Source organism: Bacillus sp. FJAT-49711, from assembly GCF_018343715.1.
GTDB lineage: Bacteria > Bacillota > Bacilli > Bacillales > Bacillaceae_C > Lederbergia.
In genome coordinates this window covers 849,346-865,813 of sequence record NZ_JAGYPL010000002.1, presented here as the reverse complement: position 1 = coordinate 865,813, position 16,468 = coordinate 849,346, and the positions used below count along the sequence as shown (strand labels likewise).

Sequence of the window (16,468 nt, the reverse complement as noted above, 5' to 3'; positions counted from 1 at the left end):
CCTTAGTCAAAAGACTTCCTTATCCCTTCTTCTTTTTCAACTTTTTTCATATCAGCCTCTACCATAATACTTACTAGTTTTTCAAAAGAAGTTTTCGTTGGTAACCATCCAAGTAAAGTTTTTGCTTTCGTTGGATCTCCTAATAATTGATCTACCTCAGCAGGACGGAAAAAACTCGCGTCAACTTCCACAATTATTTTTCCAGTTTTCTTATCTCTTCCCTTTTCTTCCACACCGGTTCCAAACCATTCCACTTCAATTCCAACTTGCTTAAATGCTAATTCCACAAATTCACGAACAGTATGCATTTCTCCAGTAGCAATAACAAAGTCTTCTGGTTTTTCATGTTGTAGCATAAGCCACATACACTCAACATAATCTTTAGCATAGCCCCAATCTCTTTTAGTATTTAAGTTTCCTAAACATAATCTTTCCTGTTTTCCTTGAGCAATTCTAGCAGCAGCTAGGGTTATTTTTCTTGTTACAAAGGTTTCACCACGGCGTTCAGACTCATGATTAAAAAGTATCCCATTTACAGCAAACATATTATAAGATTCCCGATAATTTTTTGTAATCCAAAAACCATAAATTTTTGCTACCCCATATGGAGATCTTGGATAAAAAGGTGTTGTTTCTTTCTGCGGTACTTCTTGTACCTTACCGTACAACTCAGACGTGGAGGCTTGATAAACACGAGTCTTACCAACTAATCCTAGTATACGAACTGCTTCTAAAATATTTAACGTACCTGCTGCATCTACATTTTGTGTATATTCAGGCATATCAAATGAAACACGTACGTGTGATTGAGCTGCTAAGTTATATATCTCATCGGGATTAATTTCATTTATTAAACGAATAATATTCGAGGCATCAGTTACATCACCGTAATGCAAATGAAAATTTTTATTATTTATAAAACCTTCTAAACGTTCTTGGTTATATGATGAACTACGACGAATTATCCCATGTACTTCATAGTTCTTTTGTAGTAAAAACTCTGCTAAATAAGATCCATCTTGTCCTGTAACTCCCGTTATCAACGCTATTTTCATTATTTATTCCTCCGTTATAATATTGATGTATCAAGTATTTGAACTGTTATTAAGGTATCAAAAACAGTATTTTTCGACAGATGAATTCCCAGGAATTATATTATTCTTTATAAACTATCAGTATTGGTGTGCGGTTGACAGCGATTCTCTGCGTTACTTATGCTGACTTACTCTCCTATGTATCTTGGCAATGATATGTGCATAAGAAGGAGGCTAACGAAGTCCTATAGGAACTTGTGGTCGAATAAAAAAATAATGCCACCTTCAACATGTTGTCCAATCGTCTAACGATTAAATGAATATAAACTTATTTTGCCTCAATGAACTTGGGAATGTCCTAGATAATTAGCCTAGTATCAAAGACCATGTCTTTCACATTACAATCGACTATTTCATCCGTAAAAGTTTGGTCTGTTTGTACAATATTCATGTAGTCGACAAGATGCTTCGTTAGCCGAATTATCGGCACCTTTATGCGAAAGAGAATATCCTGAAACTGTCTTTTGGAAATATGCTTTTGATCATTATGTTGAGCAGAAAAGCTTTCCCATAGCATTAATCCCGATAGTTTTAGTAGTTGGGTTGGATATTCATAATGTAAAAGGTTTCCAATCTCGATAATAAATCAACAATTATGGTACCTCTTAAGCAAGGAACAGTCTGGAGTTCTAACCATTTATTGTTCTTCTTTTAGGCCAATGGAAATTTTGGTAAATTCTATAAGCTGCGCTTCCATCAGTTATTTGGGGGATTTCATCCCTTCTACCTGCCAATAAAGGGTTGATACCCCAATTTTTTTCCAGGTAAATCGCTAGGGAATGGTGTTCACTCTAAGGCATCAAGGGCAATCTTTCTAAGGACGGATATCCCCTTGGAAACCCGGGAAAATAATAATCTGTCCTACGAATGATATTGTTCTTACCCTCACCAAGTTCTTCAGCCGGATGTTGATCCGGCATGTAGTTCAACCTCTATCTCTTTCAGAACTGCGGGTAACTATCCCCCATCTTTGACTAATATCGTAATGGCAAATGTATCTTTGGCACCTTTATTGGTGTGCAAAACGAAGTCCAATTCTTTGAATGCTTTGTTAAAAATTACAAAAGGGATGCACATTCATAGGGAGAGTAGGCTAGGTTAAGACAATAATTGCCTTTTGATTCAATCGCGATAATGACATTTTTTTGCTAAATAGTTGCATGGCCTCAAGAATTTTTTTGTAATAGAGTTCAAATTTATGTCTTGATTGTAGTATAAGTATAGGAATGACTTTTTCAGTAGCATTCCTCGTTAATCAAACATACATGCAAAATGCATATAATTGGTGATATCCATTTCAACCACAAACGTTTGTTCAGGGACTTGGTTAACCTTGTTGTTTTATATTAAATTTAACTTGGTCCTCCTAGGTATCCTATATTAGGGTCAATTTTCGTTATAAGACACTCCTACATACTGAGATGAGAAGGCTCTTTATTGTTCAAGTCCGCAAAAAGCTTTTAACAGGAAGGCTCCGACTTAGTTATTTATTATTTTAAATTATCTTTAAACCAGCCATAAGTTTCTTTTAAGCCTACCGCTAAGCTAATTTTCGCACGCCAACCTAATTTATTTATTTTTGTTACATCCACTAATTTTCTAGGTGTTCCATCAGGCTTTGAAGTATCATAAACTACTTCACCTTCAAAACCAACAATTCTCTTTATTTTTTCTGCTAATTCCGCAATTGATATATCTTGACCAACACCAACATTTACAATATCATTTCCTGAATAATTCTCCATTAGAAATACGCATGCATCAGATAAATCTTTGGTATGAAGAAATTCTCTTTTAGGCGTTCCCGTTCCCCATAATTCAACTTTACTATTACCATTTGCCTTAGCCTCATGAAATTTTCTAATCAAAGCGGGCAGAACGTGAGAAGTTTCCAAATCAAAATTATCATTTGGACCATAAAGATTTGTAGGCATAGCAGAAATGAAATTTGTTTTATATTGGCGATTATATGATTCACACATTTTAATTCCTGCTATTTTTGCTATAGCATAAGGTTCATTTGTTGGCTCTAACTCACCAGTAAGTAAGTATTCCTCCTTTAATGGCTGATTAGCTAACTTAGGATAAATACAAGTACTACCTAAAAACAATAGTTTTTTTACATCGTACTTATATGCTGCATCAATTACATTTGTTTGTATTAGTATATTATCCCTAATAAAATCAGCTGGAAATTCATTATTAGCTACAATACCGCCGACTTTTGCAGCAGCCAAAAATACATATTCAACATTCTCATTTTCAAAAAAGTTATATACTTGTTTTGAATCTCTTAAATCTAACTCTGAACTTGTTTTGTATATTAGATTTTTATAACCTTTTTCTTTTAAATTATTTAAAATTGCTGACCCTACCAATCCTTTATGGCCCGCAATATAAATCCTAGAATCCTTTTGCATCCTACTCTCTCCTTTCATAATATATTATCTAATATAATTATTAAAATTAGACAATATTTACAAAATAGCCTTATTTCTTATAAGGAAAATACGAACAAAAAAGCTACTTTATACAAATTGTTTTAATTTAACGAATAACCTAATTAAAATAATAGGCAATTTATACTTTTGGGTATTTTCTTTAAGTGTTTGATAAATTTCTTTACTCGCAATAATATTACTTTTCAAACCACTTGTGGATCTACCTCCACTACGCATTTTCACAATATATTCTGGCAAATAAACTGTTTTCGTTTTCCCTTTATGGATAATTTTATACAAAATGTCATAATCAGATGAAATTTTGTATTCAACTTTATATAGCCCAAATTTTTGATAAGTAGCTTTAGTTATAAAAGTGGTTGGATGGGGAGGATTCCAACCAAATCTAAAATCTCCTTTTCCAGATTTCCATTTTCTCACTATTCTATTTGTGTTATTTTCATCTACAAATAATAAATCTGCGTAAAAGCAATCTGCATTTTCAGAAACCATTTTATTTACTACTTTCTCAATTACAAGATTATTTATATAAATGTCATCAGAGTTTAAAATGCCGATAATTTTCCCTTGTGCCTGATTTATACCTTTATTCATAGCATCGTACAACCCTTTATCTTTTTCAGATAATATCTTATATGCAGAACCTCTTTCCGCAAATCTTTTTTCATAGTTTTTTGCAATAGAGACCGTATTGTCGTTAGATAATCCATCTACAATTATATATTCTATATTTTTATATGTTTGATTAAATACTGATTCAATAGTGTCTTTAATTGTTTTTTCACTATTATAAGAGACAGTTATTAAACTTATTAAAGGCTTGTCCACTTTCATTTTACACCTCTGTCTTAAATACTGATTCTCTAAAATCATATAAACAATAATTTTCTTGGTATTCGGACATCTGTTTATCATATATCAAATCACCAAAAACCTTATTTATAGTATTATTCTTCATTTTTTTTAATAAAGGATTAAATATTTTCGTCATGTATATCCTTGTACCATGAGCTTCTGTAATTAATTTAATCATTTCAGAAGAACATACATATTCTTTATTCTGTGGAAAGAACAAACCACTATCACATTTATCAATTAGCAACTTAATAAATTCACACAAGTTTTCTGCATAAATCATACTACGTCTATTTTGTATATTAGGAAAGACAGGGATATTAAGTGCCATTTTTGCCAGCCTAGGATAATTCCCTTTACATCCCTTGCCATATACCATGGGAGGTCGAAGTATAGCAACTTTAAATGCGCAATCACTAAGAGTATTTATAAGTTCTTCGGCTTCCAACTTAGATTTTCCATAATTGGTTTTTGGAATTTCGAGGGATGTTTTATTAATTTCACCACTTTCTATTCCATAGACACTCATCGAACTTAAAAATATAAATTGTTTAACTCCATCTTTTTTTGCTTTCTTTGCAGTTTCAAATGCTAAGTCACGATTTACTTTATAATACATTTCTGCAATATGTTTTGATTCCTTTATATGGGCTATCCCAGCTACATGAACAACTACATCATAATCTGAGAAGTCCTTTTTCTCCCACGATTCATCTCTTAAACTTAACATATATACTGAATAGCTACTTGGATAATTGCCAAGCCACTTTGCAAGACTTATGCCCACATAACTATTTTTACCAGTAATCAATATTTTTACCATTTAGATAATCTCTCCTTGCTACTAGCCACTTCCTTTTTAGCAGCAGTTCCACCACCTTCAACAACCCCATCACCCATTACAACGCTGATAATGGTTGCAAAGAAACAGATAACATCCATTCTAAAGTTTAATTTTTGTACATAATCTCCATCTAACCTAGCCTTTACCTCAATAGGAAGCTCATCTCTACCATTAATCTGTGCCAAACCAGTTAAACCAGGTGGAACTCCATTTGCACCATATTTATCTCTTTCAAGTATTAAATCATTTTGATTCCAGAGCGCTGGTCTTGGTCCGATAATACTCATCTGTCCCACTAAGATATTCCAAATTTGCGGTAACTCATCAAGAGAGGTCTTTCTCAAGAACTTTCCCATTCTAGTAATATATTGTTCTGGATTTTCTAACAAATGGGTTGGCGTGTCTTTAGGAGTATCTATTCTCATAGTACGAAATTTTAATATATTAAAATGAGTCTTATTAATTCCAACACGCTTTTGCTTAAACAACACAGGCCCTCTTGAATCTAGTTTAATTGCAATAATTAGTGTTAAGTAGATAGGCGATAAAATAACAAGTCCTATCAATGAAAGAATAATATCTATTAGCCTCTTAACCTTCAAATACATTAAAATGACACCCCGATTTCTTAACTAGATTCTTCTATTTGTTTTTCAACTTTCCTAAAATCATTCCGGAATCTAACATTATTTGTCGCTCCAAGTTATTGTTCGTCTCAATAATTGATTCTATATGCTCTTAATTTTCAGCAATGTTATCATTATCTATTAATGAATAAATACTTAATACAGCCCCTCTCTATTATTACATTTGTATTAAAAGTTGCTTTAGAAATATGATGGAGCCAACTTCAATACTAGAAGAGGGACTTACATAAGTAATTGGTCACCCAGACCTGACATCTAGAATCCAGCTTCCTTCAAATTCAAAATCCGTATCCTTCCTAACTCTCTCAGATTTAACAAAAGTATATTGAATTGTGGTTATATCAACAATCGGAAGCATTCTATTTGCATGACTTTTGTTGAAGGTAAAAACCTAGTACAAGATTCCGCAGCAAGTATAGTCGTTTTTTAACAGTTTTCATTAAACAGGCTATACTATTCCGCTACCTGAAGTTTTCTAATTTCTTTATTATTTGCCACAAAAACAATCGTTTCTTTTATTTCATTCATTGGCATATCTATTAAACTATCGATAAAATGAAATAATTCTGACTTTCCAAGCGGTTCCGCTTTTCCAATATGAATCTTCGGAAATACTTGTTTTTTCTGTACTTCATTTTCATTTAATAATTCCTCAAACATCTTCTCACCCGGTCGGATTCCACTATACTCAATTCCGATTTCTTCTATAGTATATCCAGAAAGAGTGATCAAGTTTTTGGCAAGGTCAGATATATTAACAGGGTCCCCCATATCAAGCACAAACACTTCTCCCCCTCTTGCTAATGTACCTGCTTGAATAACGAGTCTTGAAGCTTCCGGAATTGTCATGAAGTATCTTGTCATGTCAGGATGGGTTACGGTAACAGGTCCACCTGCTTCAATTTGCTTTTTAAATAAAGGAATGACACTTCCTCTACTTCCAAGTACATTTCCAAAGCGGACGGAAACGAATTTCGTCTTACTCTCTTTCGCTAAATTTTGAACGATCATTTCCGCAATTCGTTTGGTTGCTCCCATCACATTTGGTGGATTGACGGCTTTATCTGTTGAGACAAGAACAAAACTGTGTACCCCAAATGTATCCGCTGCTTCCGCAACATTTTTTGTTCCAAATATATTATTTTTCACAGCTTCTCTCGGATTATATTCCATTAATGGAACATGTTTATGAGCTGCAGCGTGATAGACGACATCAGGTACATAAGCTTCCATCACCTCGAATATACGAGAGCGATCTTGCACATCCGCAATGACAGGAAGGATTTCGATCTCTTCCCATTTATTTCGCAATTCCATATCCACGTTATATATGCTAAATTCTCCGTGACCAAGTAGGATTAGTCTTTTGGGAGCAAACTTACAAATTTGCCTACATATTTCCGATCCAATCGATCCTCCTGCACCTGTTACTAGAACGGTTGAACCTGCTATTGTTTCGGAGATTGTACTAATGTCAAGTTCAACTGGATCACGTCCTAATAAATCCTCGACCTCAACATTCCGAATCGCATTGACGGATACTTTTCCAGTCATAATATCTTCAATCATCGGCATGATTTTAATATTCGCATCCGTCTTAGCGCAAATTTCATAGATTCTTCTAATTTCTGACTTTGGTAAAGATGGAATGGCTATGATAATATCTTTTATTTTATTCTTTACTACTATGTCTGGAATATGTTCTATAACGCCACACACTGATAATCCGAAAATCTCAAGCTTATACTTCGTAATATCATCATCTACAAACGCAACGGGCTCTAAATCAATATCATTATTATGTAAGAGCTGCCTTGCGACTGTTGTTCCCGCGGAGCCTGCTCCAACTATCAGCGTCCGCCTTTTCTCAAGCTTCGATTTAATATGGTGATCTCGATACATTCGCCACGAGAAACGAGATCCGCCAATGAGTAAAACATGCATCATCCACGTAATCAGTAAGACTCGCCAATACACATTACCATTCCCAATTCCTTGAGCGATGGCTGCCGTTAAGATTGAAAAGGTGACAGCCTTCGTGATCGTAAGCAACTCACCGACACTTGCATATTCCCACACCTTATTATAAAGACGATACATAATAGCAAACACATGGTGGCTAACGAGCAAGATCACAGAACTTACAAGCAATAACTTCGATGTATAAAAATCAGAATAAGGATGCAAGATGAAATATCCTACATAGATGGAAAATAAAACGATAATTGAATCAAGTAGCATCAATAGCGGAACACGCTTTTGATAAGTCAAGTTCATCCCTTCTTTTCGTTTAATAAAAATAAATGTCTAATGAAAACGCACAGCCTTGCACGCTTTCATTAGACATTTACAATACATTCTAAAAAATATTATTTTGTTTGTTGCCTAGATAAATTAAATGAACTGGGCATCAAACCCATCCTCGCACCATCCTTCTGACAACAAATTGTGTCTAAGGTGGTTCTCCACCCACAGCATGACCGAGTGCCTCCATTGATAACGGATAGGAGACATTACCTAATAGTTGTTATTACATTATAATTCTACATGTAATAACATTTAGTATTTCGAAATAATAATTTCAAACGAAAAAAAATAATCGAATTATTTTTTAGAATAGCCCGAGTATCTTCTTTTTCTTTATTTGTTCCGGCACTTCTCTATAAATGTCTTTTGCTGCAACAATTTGTTCCGCATTGTCTAAAAACAAGTAAACCTGATCTTGACCATATTTCTTTTCAAGTAGATCAAATGCTTCGGACATCTTAAATCCACGAGTAGCTGTATTATGGGCGTCCGATGCTATAAAGTGAGTTAAATTAGCCTCAATTAAATCAAAAGTAAATTTCTGAATTTTCTTTCCGAAATAACCAGTGAAACTTGCAGCTGTAATTTGCGTAGCTGCTCCGTTGTTTACAAGCTTGTACAATTTATCAGGATGCTCGATTAGTTCCTTATTTCTCTCTGGATGTACAATGACAGGTGTCAAACCTTTCATTTGTATATCGTAGCAAAGCTGTCCCGTATATCTTGGTACACTGCTTGATGGTAATTCAATAAATAGGTAGTTTGATAGAATAGCTAATGGCAAGATTTCTCCTGCTTCATAATCTTCTAGTATCTCTCCGTATATACGAGTTTCCTGCCCTGGAAGTATATTCACATATACTTTTTCTGTTTTCAAATAATCATTTATCTCTTCGACTTTTTTTAATATATCGTTTTTAACATTAATATATTTGCCATTCTGATGATGGGGAGTAGCAATAATAGTATGAATCCCTTCAATTTCGGCCTGTTTTGCCATGAGAAGGCTATCTGTGAAATGACTAGCTCCGTCATCCATGTCCGGCAATATGTGACAATGAATATCAATCATTTTTTCCTCCCCTAATCCAATCAATATAGCACTAATTTACTGCTCTTTCGAAAAATGTCAATAAGCCCCGAATCTGTTATTTAGTTCCATAATAATAATAATAATCGTTTTTCTCAATTTTTTTATTATTTAAAACGACTCCTAGAAGTTTTGCTTTAGCTGAGACTAAAAGGTCTTTAGTCTTTTGCGCACTTTCAAATTCTGTTTTTCCGCTTGAAACTACCAGAATGGTACCATCACATTGATTTGCCAATACTTGCGCATCAGTAACGGCAAGTACGGGAGGAGTATCAAAAATGACCATATCGTATTGGTCCTTACTTCTCTCAAAGAAATCCTTCATCGCCTTCGAACTTAATAACTCTGCTGGATTCGGAGGTATTGGTCCAGAAGTTAATATATCTAAAGTAGGAATATCCGTTGTTTTAACGGCTTCATTTAATTCCATTTGTCTTGTCAATACATTCGTCAACCCATACGTATTCGTCATACCAAATGTGTAATGAACAGTAGGTTTTCTCATATCGGCATCAACAAGCAAGACTTTTTTTCCTTGCTGAGTGAAAACGACTGCTAGATTAGCCGTTGTTGTCGACTTCCCTTCTCCAGGACCTGAAGATGTAACCATTAATGTTCTAATATCTTCATCAACCGCAGAGAATTGTATATTAGTTCGAATTGTTCTATATTGTTCTGAAACCGGTGATTTTGGATTGAGCTTCGCGATTAGCTTTCGCTTTCCTGCCTGTATGTTATTGTTCTTAGCCAATGGTTTCACTCCTAATCCTAGTGTTGCGGCCTTCTCTTGCCGGACGTTCCAGTTTCTGATCTTCAAATGTGGCAATTGCTCCAAGAACAGGCAGTTCCAACATTCTTTCAATATCTTCAGGTGTTTTGATTGTGTTATCTAAATATTCTAGTAAAAACGCTAGACCTACTCCTACCATTGCCCCCACCATAAATGCTATAGCGATGTTTAAAAGTGGTTTTGGTTTAACAGGAGAGGCTTTTTCCCCTACCTCCGCTTTAGCTAATATGTTCACGTTATCTACTTTCATAAGGTTTACTATTTCACTTTCAAAAACACTAGCTACTTTATTGGCAATATCAGCTGCTTTTTTAGGATTCGGATCTTGAACAGTTACTTCAACTACTTGTGACTCCTTTGCACTTTGAACAGTAATTTTCTCTTTTAATTGACTGGCTGTTGATTCAAGTTCAAGTTCATCAATCACTTTATCCAGTATGAACGGACTTGTCACAATCTGGTTATATGTATTAATTAATTGTAAGTTTGTTTGAATTTCAGCTGGATTATAAATAGGCTGGTCACTTTTCGCTTGGTTGACAAGTAATTGAGTAGTAGATTGGTAAATTGGGGTTAAAACAAAAAAGCTGACAGCTCCACTTACGACCATGGCTGCCACAGTAATCAACACAATTAAACTCATTCTCTTTCGCAATGTATACATAAGCTCTTTCAAGCTAATAGTCTCTTCCATGTTATCCTCCTAGACGATTGTCGACTTTTCTTATAACGTGTATTATTATAACATAGTATTTAAAGATTTTAATTGTAATTTTTCACTTTTTAACAAAAACTTTACATTTATTTTACAATTAATAATACCAATGGTTTGGAGGGTCTAGCATTGCGCGCATTTACTGTTACAATAGCATCTGTTTTGTGCTTTGTCTTTTTGGGATTCGGACATTTTTATTGGAAAGAAAAGACAAATATTTCTTCGTATACCACTGCGGAAAACGAAATTGAAATAAAAGATTCTAAGATAGAAAGCGAGGAAATTGTCGATCTGGAAGAAAATCAAATCGGAGATGTAAATATTTTGGAATATATAGATAACTGGCCTAGCACGGCTCAAAAAACATTTCAGAAAAAGTTGGAGAATGGCAATCCATATAAATTTGCCTTTGTCGGATCGCCTGCACTCGGAAAAGAAACTGGTGGTTGGTCAGTCATGTTAAAAGATGCTCTTGTAGATACATATGGAGAAGATAACATAGAGATAGGAATATTCGAATACGCACTTTCCTCTGATCAATTTATTGATGAAGAACACGTTAAGGAAATTATAGATTTTGAACCAGATTTCATTTTATTTGAACCATTTAAATGGATTGATAATAGTGTCGCCCCCCAACATAATAGCGATAATATTTCAAAATTCATGAACTCCTTGGACGGTGCAGGCAGTGATGCCGTCTTAGTTTTACAGCCTTCTCCCCCTGTCTATGACACAAGGTATTACCCTGTCCAAGTGGATGAATTGAAGGATTTTGCCGTGCAACACGAGCTTGACTACTTGGATCATTGGAGTGCATGGCCAGATGATGATGACCCAAAATTAGAGGATTATTTACTTGAAGATAATAGTGCACCTAATAAAAAGGGCCATAAATTGTGGTATGAGTTTTTGAAGAAGTATTTTATTGCAGAAGGGGAGTAATTATATTATAAAAAGTCGCGGACTGCGACTTTTTTTCTCCATATTTTAAATCAATACTTTAATTATCCCAAAACCACCTCTCCTCTCGATGGAACTCTACAATTCTTTCTAAAATAGCTCCCCCAATATTGCTACTTCAATTCCACTCGGATTGACCTCCCATTGAGGCGAATGTCAAATTACTTGAACTTAGTGCTCGTTTCTTCTAATGGTGAAAAAACAGATACACTTAAAACTAAACCAGTAAAAATCACTAATAACAAAGGGAAAAGTGACACAATAGCTGTTGGCGATCTTGTAAAAGGTGATGTAGTAAAAGTTTACAATGCTAGTTCTAAAGGTAAGTTTTTGGCCTCTACAACTTCAAAAGGAAAGAGTGCTACTTTAACTGTAAAACAGCTTGGGTTAAAATCCGGTAAGATCTACATATCTATAAAAAGAGCAAATCAACTGGAAAGTGCTCGATTTGCTGTTTTCTATACTGTATAAAATACGAACACACCAAAAACAATTTCTATAAAGATAGCTAATAACAAAAAGAAAAATGACACGTTTACTATTTCAAGTCTTAAAAAGGGCGACATAGTAAAGCTATATAATGCATCTACAAAAGGAAAAGTTCTAGCAACCTCAAAAGCGGCGACAAAGATCAAATGTTTCTTTATCCATAAAACAACTTGGCGTAAAGGCTGGAAAAGTATATGTAACAGTAACAAGTCTGGAATGAAAGAAAGCTCACGATTAGCTGTAAGTTACAAAGCTGAGAAATAATATATCAAAAAAGAGTATCTCAAATGAGTACTCTTTTCTTTATGAAAAATGAAATTTATTTAACCTGTAAAGGAAGCTTTAATTAAAGCTCTTGCTGAACAATACTTTCAAAAATGAGTTGAATATAGTTATAACAATCAAAGACCAGAGGGATTAAGATTAAAGCTAAGTAAAGTAATATTATACGGTATGGTTGCCATTGCGAATGCTATATCTAGCTAGGCGAACTGTACCATAAGTAAATTGCAGACATCTTCTTTTCCTTTATGGGTGGTTGAAGTATAAAGAAAATCGATCCATTCTAGTTCTAGATGATTTTATAATGGTGACTTAATTAATAATAAGAAGAAAGTTTTTTATTATTCATGACCAAAATAGGAAGCTCCTCTATTAGTTATACTTTTGGCCCCCTCTTTACGGTAACACCTTAATAAATGATTCTATCGCCATTTCGTTATAATACTTATAATCAAATGGCTCAACCACATGTTTCTTCTTTGCCATTTTATCCATTCCTTTTTTTAGCCCTTCAATACTATTTTCTACAAGCAAACCATATTTCCCATCTTCCAACACGGTTCGATTGGCGACAATGTCTGTTGCGATAATTTTCATTCCTAGTGTCATCGCTTCTAGCAAGACCATTGGTTGGCCTTCGTAATGAGATGACAACACAAAGCAATCGCACTTTTTTAAAAAAGAAAAGGGATTTTCTACTTGCCCTAGGAGGAACACGGAACCAATTAGTTTTAGCTCCTTTATTAAGATTTGAAGCTGCTTTTTTAAAGCTCCATCACCTAGTATATAAAGTTTACTGTTAGGATTTTCTATATGATAACGAGCAAATGCGTTGATCAAATTATCCTGGCCTTTTTCGGGTGACAACCTGCCCATCGTTACAAAGTTAATGTCTTCACTGCTCGGTTCGGGGATATACCGGCCGTCTACCTCCATTCCAATTACACGTAGCGCCTTATTGTTCACCCATCCAAGTGACGAGATACGTGAATACGTTCCTTTTAATGTAATTGCTTCTCTATCAATCAGAACTTTTCCTCCTTTTAATTCCTCGCCTTCCACTTTTTCTGCTCCATCAAGTCCATAAGGTTTTGTCCAAATGGAATACTTTTCATCTAAATTTAAAATTGCTATTCTCGATACTTCTATATCTTTTATCAACATCGCTTCTTTTAAAATCTCAAACGCTTTGGAATCAAGCCAACCTATTTTTTTGCTATCATGATAAATTAAAAAGCTGTGTCCAAATCTTGTCTTGATTGCTGCTTTAATCGTGACAATCTCACCTTCCAGCCATTTAGCCGGCGCCATTTCCTTTGCATTCCAATGTGGATAAGCATGTGTATAAATGAGGTGATGTTCAGGTTGTGTTATTTTCGCATAAATCGGCCTAATTATTTTAGCCTCACTCAAGGTTCGATTTTCTATATTTTTAACTAAGTTCTTTTTCCATCGATAATTTCTCGTTTTAAGTAATTTCTTTTTTATGACATCCGTATCCAAAATTTGCAGCGCGGAATTGCTGATCCAGCCAAGAACAACCCCATTAATAGAAATTCGACTATACATCCCTCGGGGAGTTTCAGCCTCCCTATCAATGTCAACGATCAAATCTTTATAATCCGCGCTACCTGAAACTTTCTCGGCACCTTGGACTTTATATGGCTTCGACCAAATTTGATGTCCTTTTGGATTCGCAAGCTTCGCTATTTTATTAACGTCCTTTTCGTTCATGACGCTATCCGGGAGCAGTTCAACCGAATCAGCGCCAATCCAGCCGATTACTTGATGGTTATAGGTAAATTTATAATGTGTACCAGCTTTTCTCGTAATCAGAATTTCTGCGTTTTTAAAATCAGGTCCTAATTCAAACTCACTTGCCCCGTCATTAAAAGGCGGGAGATTCCAGGCTTTTTGAGCATCCTTTATTATCGCTCTCGCTTTAAAATTTTCAACAACTGGTGTTTCATTCTCCATTCTCACTTCAACTTCACTTTGTAAAATCCGCTCGGGATTGATCGAATTCAGCACGTAGTCAAACTTATCCTCGCCCGCATACTTGGACAAGTTTGCCTTGTTTACTTCCATTGTCCCTTTGGATACGCTGACGAGCTTATCAAATTGATCATATACTGAAAAGAGGCCCCGTAAATTAATGCGGTGTGGTCTTTTCCCATTTACAACCTTTTCACTATCGGAGAGCATATCTGTATGCATAAAACATACTTTCTTTTTCGCATTTGTTGCCAATATATATTTCGCCCAAAGCAGGCTATAGCCACTAAAGTCTATACTGTAATCGAAAGTCGTCTTGCCAAATAATCGTTGGTGTTCCCTTATAAAAATATGTTCAGGGTAAAGTTTTTTAGCCAAATATCCATTCCTGCCACGGTTATGAACAAATTTATCCCGGTAATGTTCTGTTATTTTGTAAACAGGATGGCCGCCTTTAAAAAGAAGGCGAACATTTTTATTCACTTTTTCTACGTTTTTAAAAAATTCTTCATCATTCGACATAGGGAGGAAACAAGTGACATCATATGTATCGTAATCAATATTATTCGTTAAGTTAATGAATGAAGTGGTGATTCCGTTATTTTTCATTCCTCCAGGGTAAATCAAAATTTTTTCTTTAGAAGAATTTAGATTCGTAATTGTATTCAATTTTGTACCCGATTCTTTAAAAATAAAATCCACTATTCTCTCCGTGACATTGCCATCATCATGATTTGTGAATCTCTTTTTCATGGTGTCGTATTTTTCACGATAGCCTGCTTCTACTTTTTCGATATTGCGAATGGCCTCGACCAATTCGTTTGCATTAAACAGAAGAGGACCAGGAAGCTCTTCGTTTTTTAAATATTGCCCTCTTTGCTCGTTATACACATCGAGATCCCATGCATAAAAAAGAATTGGTTTATTCGTCACAAGGAAATCGAAAAAAATACTGGAATAATCGGTAATAAGTAAATCGATTGTGGAAAGCAACTCATTTGTATCAATGAAATCTGGAACAAGTCTAGTTTGTAAGTCTGGATGATGGGCAGCTTCCTTGAATAAATAAGGGTGGACCTTTACTAAAACATTGTACTTGTCGCCGATTTTTTGCTGCAAATCATTCATATCCGCAATGATATGATGAACGTCGTTATTAACTTTCGCTACATTTGTACCCTTCCATGTAGGCGCATATAAAATGGTGTCTTTCTGATCATCAAGCTCCAAACTATATGACCGCAAACGTCTTATCATATCTTCTGGATTTGTATTCAACGTTAAATCAATCCGAGGATAGCCCTCTTCAATAATCGTCCCCGAATAAATACCGTCTAGTTTATAACTGTTTTTATAAATGTTCGTCGTATGTGAATTAGGACTAAGTATATAATCTGTACTCAAAAAATTGCGCAGTACATTTTGGGAGCCGGAAGGATTGCCCGGAATATCGAACCCCATATGTTTAAGTGGTGTCCCGTGCCACGTATTAATATAGATCTGATCTTTCTTCGGAATCACGAAGTTTTGGAATGTGGAGTTATTAATGAGATATTCGCAAGTCGCCAAACATTTAAGATAATCCATTGAATTTCGCTTTACGAATTTAACGTTATAATAGTTCTGATATTTTGAAATGGCATTCTTTAGACTTGTGAAGTCTTGGACAGACCAAATATGCGTATAATCCTTGAAATTGGGGTTTCCGACCATATATTTAAACATCGCGTATGGACTATCCGTCATGCTGTTCCCATCACGACTTTCATAAAGAATCGTCTTCTTCCTCACACGACAATTTTGATAAAACTTCGCATACTGCTGAACCCTACGATGACTTTCCCGAAAAGCATAGCTCGTAATCGGATCCATCACAAATTTAATCCTTCGCTTAAGTATCTTCCTATCCATGACGTTGCAACCCCTTTTGATGCT

The 16,468-nt window shown here is 35.0% G+C and carries 12 protein-coding genes; 2 read left to right on the top strand and 10 right to left on the bottom strand.

Features of this window, described 5'->3' with window-relative positions:
• Nucleotides 1–2: 2 nt before the first annotated feature.
• The 9 genes from gmd to KHA96_RS11695 all read right to left on the bottom strand — a co-directional run bounded on the left by gmd (nucleotide 3) and on the right by KHA96_RS11695 (nucleotide 10,783).
• On the bottom strand, nucleotides 3–1,055 hold the full coding sequence (gene gmd / locus KHA96_RS11735; RefSeq protein WP_213129468.1) for a GDP-mannose 4,6-dehydratase: 1,053 nt from the start codon (nucleotides 1,053–1,055) through the stop codon (nucleotides 3–5).
• 1,529 nt (nucleotides 1,056–2,584) lie between these two features.
• Nucleotides 2,585–3,514: a GDP-L-fucose synthase gene (fcl, locus tag KHA96_RS11730; RefSeq protein WP_213129467.1), complete on the bottom strand. Its 930-nt coding sequence runs from the start codon at nucleotides 3,512–3,514 to the stop codon at nucleotides 2,585–2,587.
• Between the two features lie 108 nt (nucleotides 3,515–3,622).
• Nucleotides 3,623–4,384, bottom strand: a complete 762-nt coding sequence (locus KHA96_RS11725; protein WP_213129466.1) for a glycosyltransferase family 2 protein — start codon at nucleotides 4,382–4,384, stop codon at nucleotides 3,623–3,625.
• 7 nt (nucleotides 4,385–4,391) lie between these two features.
• Complete coding sequence (locus tag KHA96_RS11720) at nucleotides 4,392–5,234, bottom strand: NAD-dependent epimerase/dehydratase family protein (RefSeq protein ID WP_213129465.1); 843 nt, start codon at nucleotides 5,232–5,234, stop codon at nucleotides 4,392–4,394.
• Nucleotides 5,228–5,863 (bottom strand): sugar transferase, encoded by a 636-nt coding sequence (locus KHA96_RS11715; protein ID WP_213129464.1) that lies wholly within the window; start codon nucleotides 5,861–5,863, stop codon nucleotides 5,228–5,230. The genes KHA96_RS11720 and KHA96_RS11715 overlap by 7 nt, the downstream gene beginning before the upstream one ends.
• A gap of 492 nt (nucleotides 5,864–6,355) precedes the next feature.
• Nucleotides 6,356–8,173, bottom strand: coding sequence for a polysaccharide biosynthesis protein (locus KHA96_RS11710; RefSeq protein ID WP_283248451.1), 1,818 nt, complete (start codon nucleotides 8,171–8,173; stop codon nucleotides 6,356–6,358).
• Between the two features lie 340 nt (nucleotides 8,174–8,513).
• Entirely contained in the window at nucleotides 8,514–9,281 is a 768-nt protein-coding gene (locus KHA96_RS11705; protein ID WP_213129462.1) for a tyrosine-protein phosphatase, read from the bottom strand.
• 76 nt (nucleotides 9,282–9,357) lie between these two features.
• On the bottom strand, nucleotides 9,358–10,050 hold the full coding sequence (locus tag KHA96_RS11700) for a CpsD/CapB family tyrosine-protein kinase (RefSeq protein ID WP_213129461.1): 693 nt from the start codon (nucleotides 10,048–10,050) through the stop codon (nucleotides 9,358–9,360).
• Complete coding sequence (locus tag KHA96_RS11695) at nucleotides 10,043–10,783, bottom strand: YveK family protein (RefSeq protein WP_213129460.1); 741 nt, start codon at nucleotides 10,781–10,783, stop codon at nucleotides 10,043–10,045. The genes KHA96_RS11700 and KHA96_RS11695 overlap by 8 nt, the downstream gene beginning before the upstream one ends.
• Nucleotides 10,784–10,933: 150 nt before the next feature.
• Here KHA96_RS11695 and KHA96_RS11690 point away from each other — a divergent pair, with 150 nt between their 5' ends.
• Entirely contained in the window at nucleotides 10,934–11,749 is an 816-nt protein-coding gene (locus KHA96_RS11690; protein ID WP_213129459.1) for an SGNH/GDSL hydrolase family protein, read from the top strand.
• Nucleotides 11,750–11,932: 183 nt separating this feature from the next.
• The gene (locus KHA96_RS11685; RefSeq protein WP_213129458.1) at nucleotides 11,933–12,238 is read left to right on the top strand and encodes a hypothetical protein; all 306 of its coding nucleotides are present in this window, start codon (nucleotides 11,933–11,935) and stop codon (nucleotides 12,236–12,238) included.
• Between the two features lie 696 nt (nucleotides 12,239–12,934).
• On the opposite strand, the gene KHA96_RS11680 is transcribed toward KHA96_RS11685, so the two are convergent.
• Complete coding sequence (locus tag KHA96_RS11680; protein WP_213129457.1) at nucleotides 12,935–16,444, bottom strand: CDP-glycerol glycerophosphotransferase family protein; 3,510 nt, start codon at nucleotides 16,442–16,444, stop codon at nucleotides 12,935–12,937.
• Nucleotides 16,445–16,468 lie beyond the last annotated feature (24 nt).

Bases quoted from the DNA above. Each gene is read 5' to 3' on its own strand.
- fcl (WP_213129467.1), bottom strand. From the start codon at position 3,514: ATGCAAAAGGATTCTAGGATTTATATTGCGGGCCATAAAGGATTGGTA.
- KHA96_RS11680 (WP_213129457.1), bottom strand. From the start codon at position 16,444: ATGGATAGGAAGATACTTAAGCGAAGGATTAAATTTGTGATGGATCCG.
- KHA96_RS11695 (WP_213129460.1), bottom strand. From the start codon at position 10,783: ATGGAAGAGACTATTAGCTTGAAAGAGCTTATGTATACATTGCGAAAG.
- KHA96_RS11715 (WP_213129464.1), bottom strand. From the start codon at position 5,863: ATGTATTTGAAGGTTAAGAGGCTAATAGATATTATTCTTTCATTGATA.
- KHA96_RS11720 (WP_213129465.1), bottom strand. From the start codon at position 5,234: ATGGTAAAAATATTGATTACTGGTAAAAATAGTTATGTGGGCATAAGT.
- KHA96_RS11705 (WP_213129462.1), bottom strand. From the start codon at position 9,281: ATGATTGATATTCATTGTCACATATTGCCGGACATGGATGACGGAGCT.
- gmd (WP_213129468.1), bottom strand. From the start codon at position 1,055: ATGAAAATAGCGTTGATAACGGGAGTTACAGGACAAGATGGATCTTAT.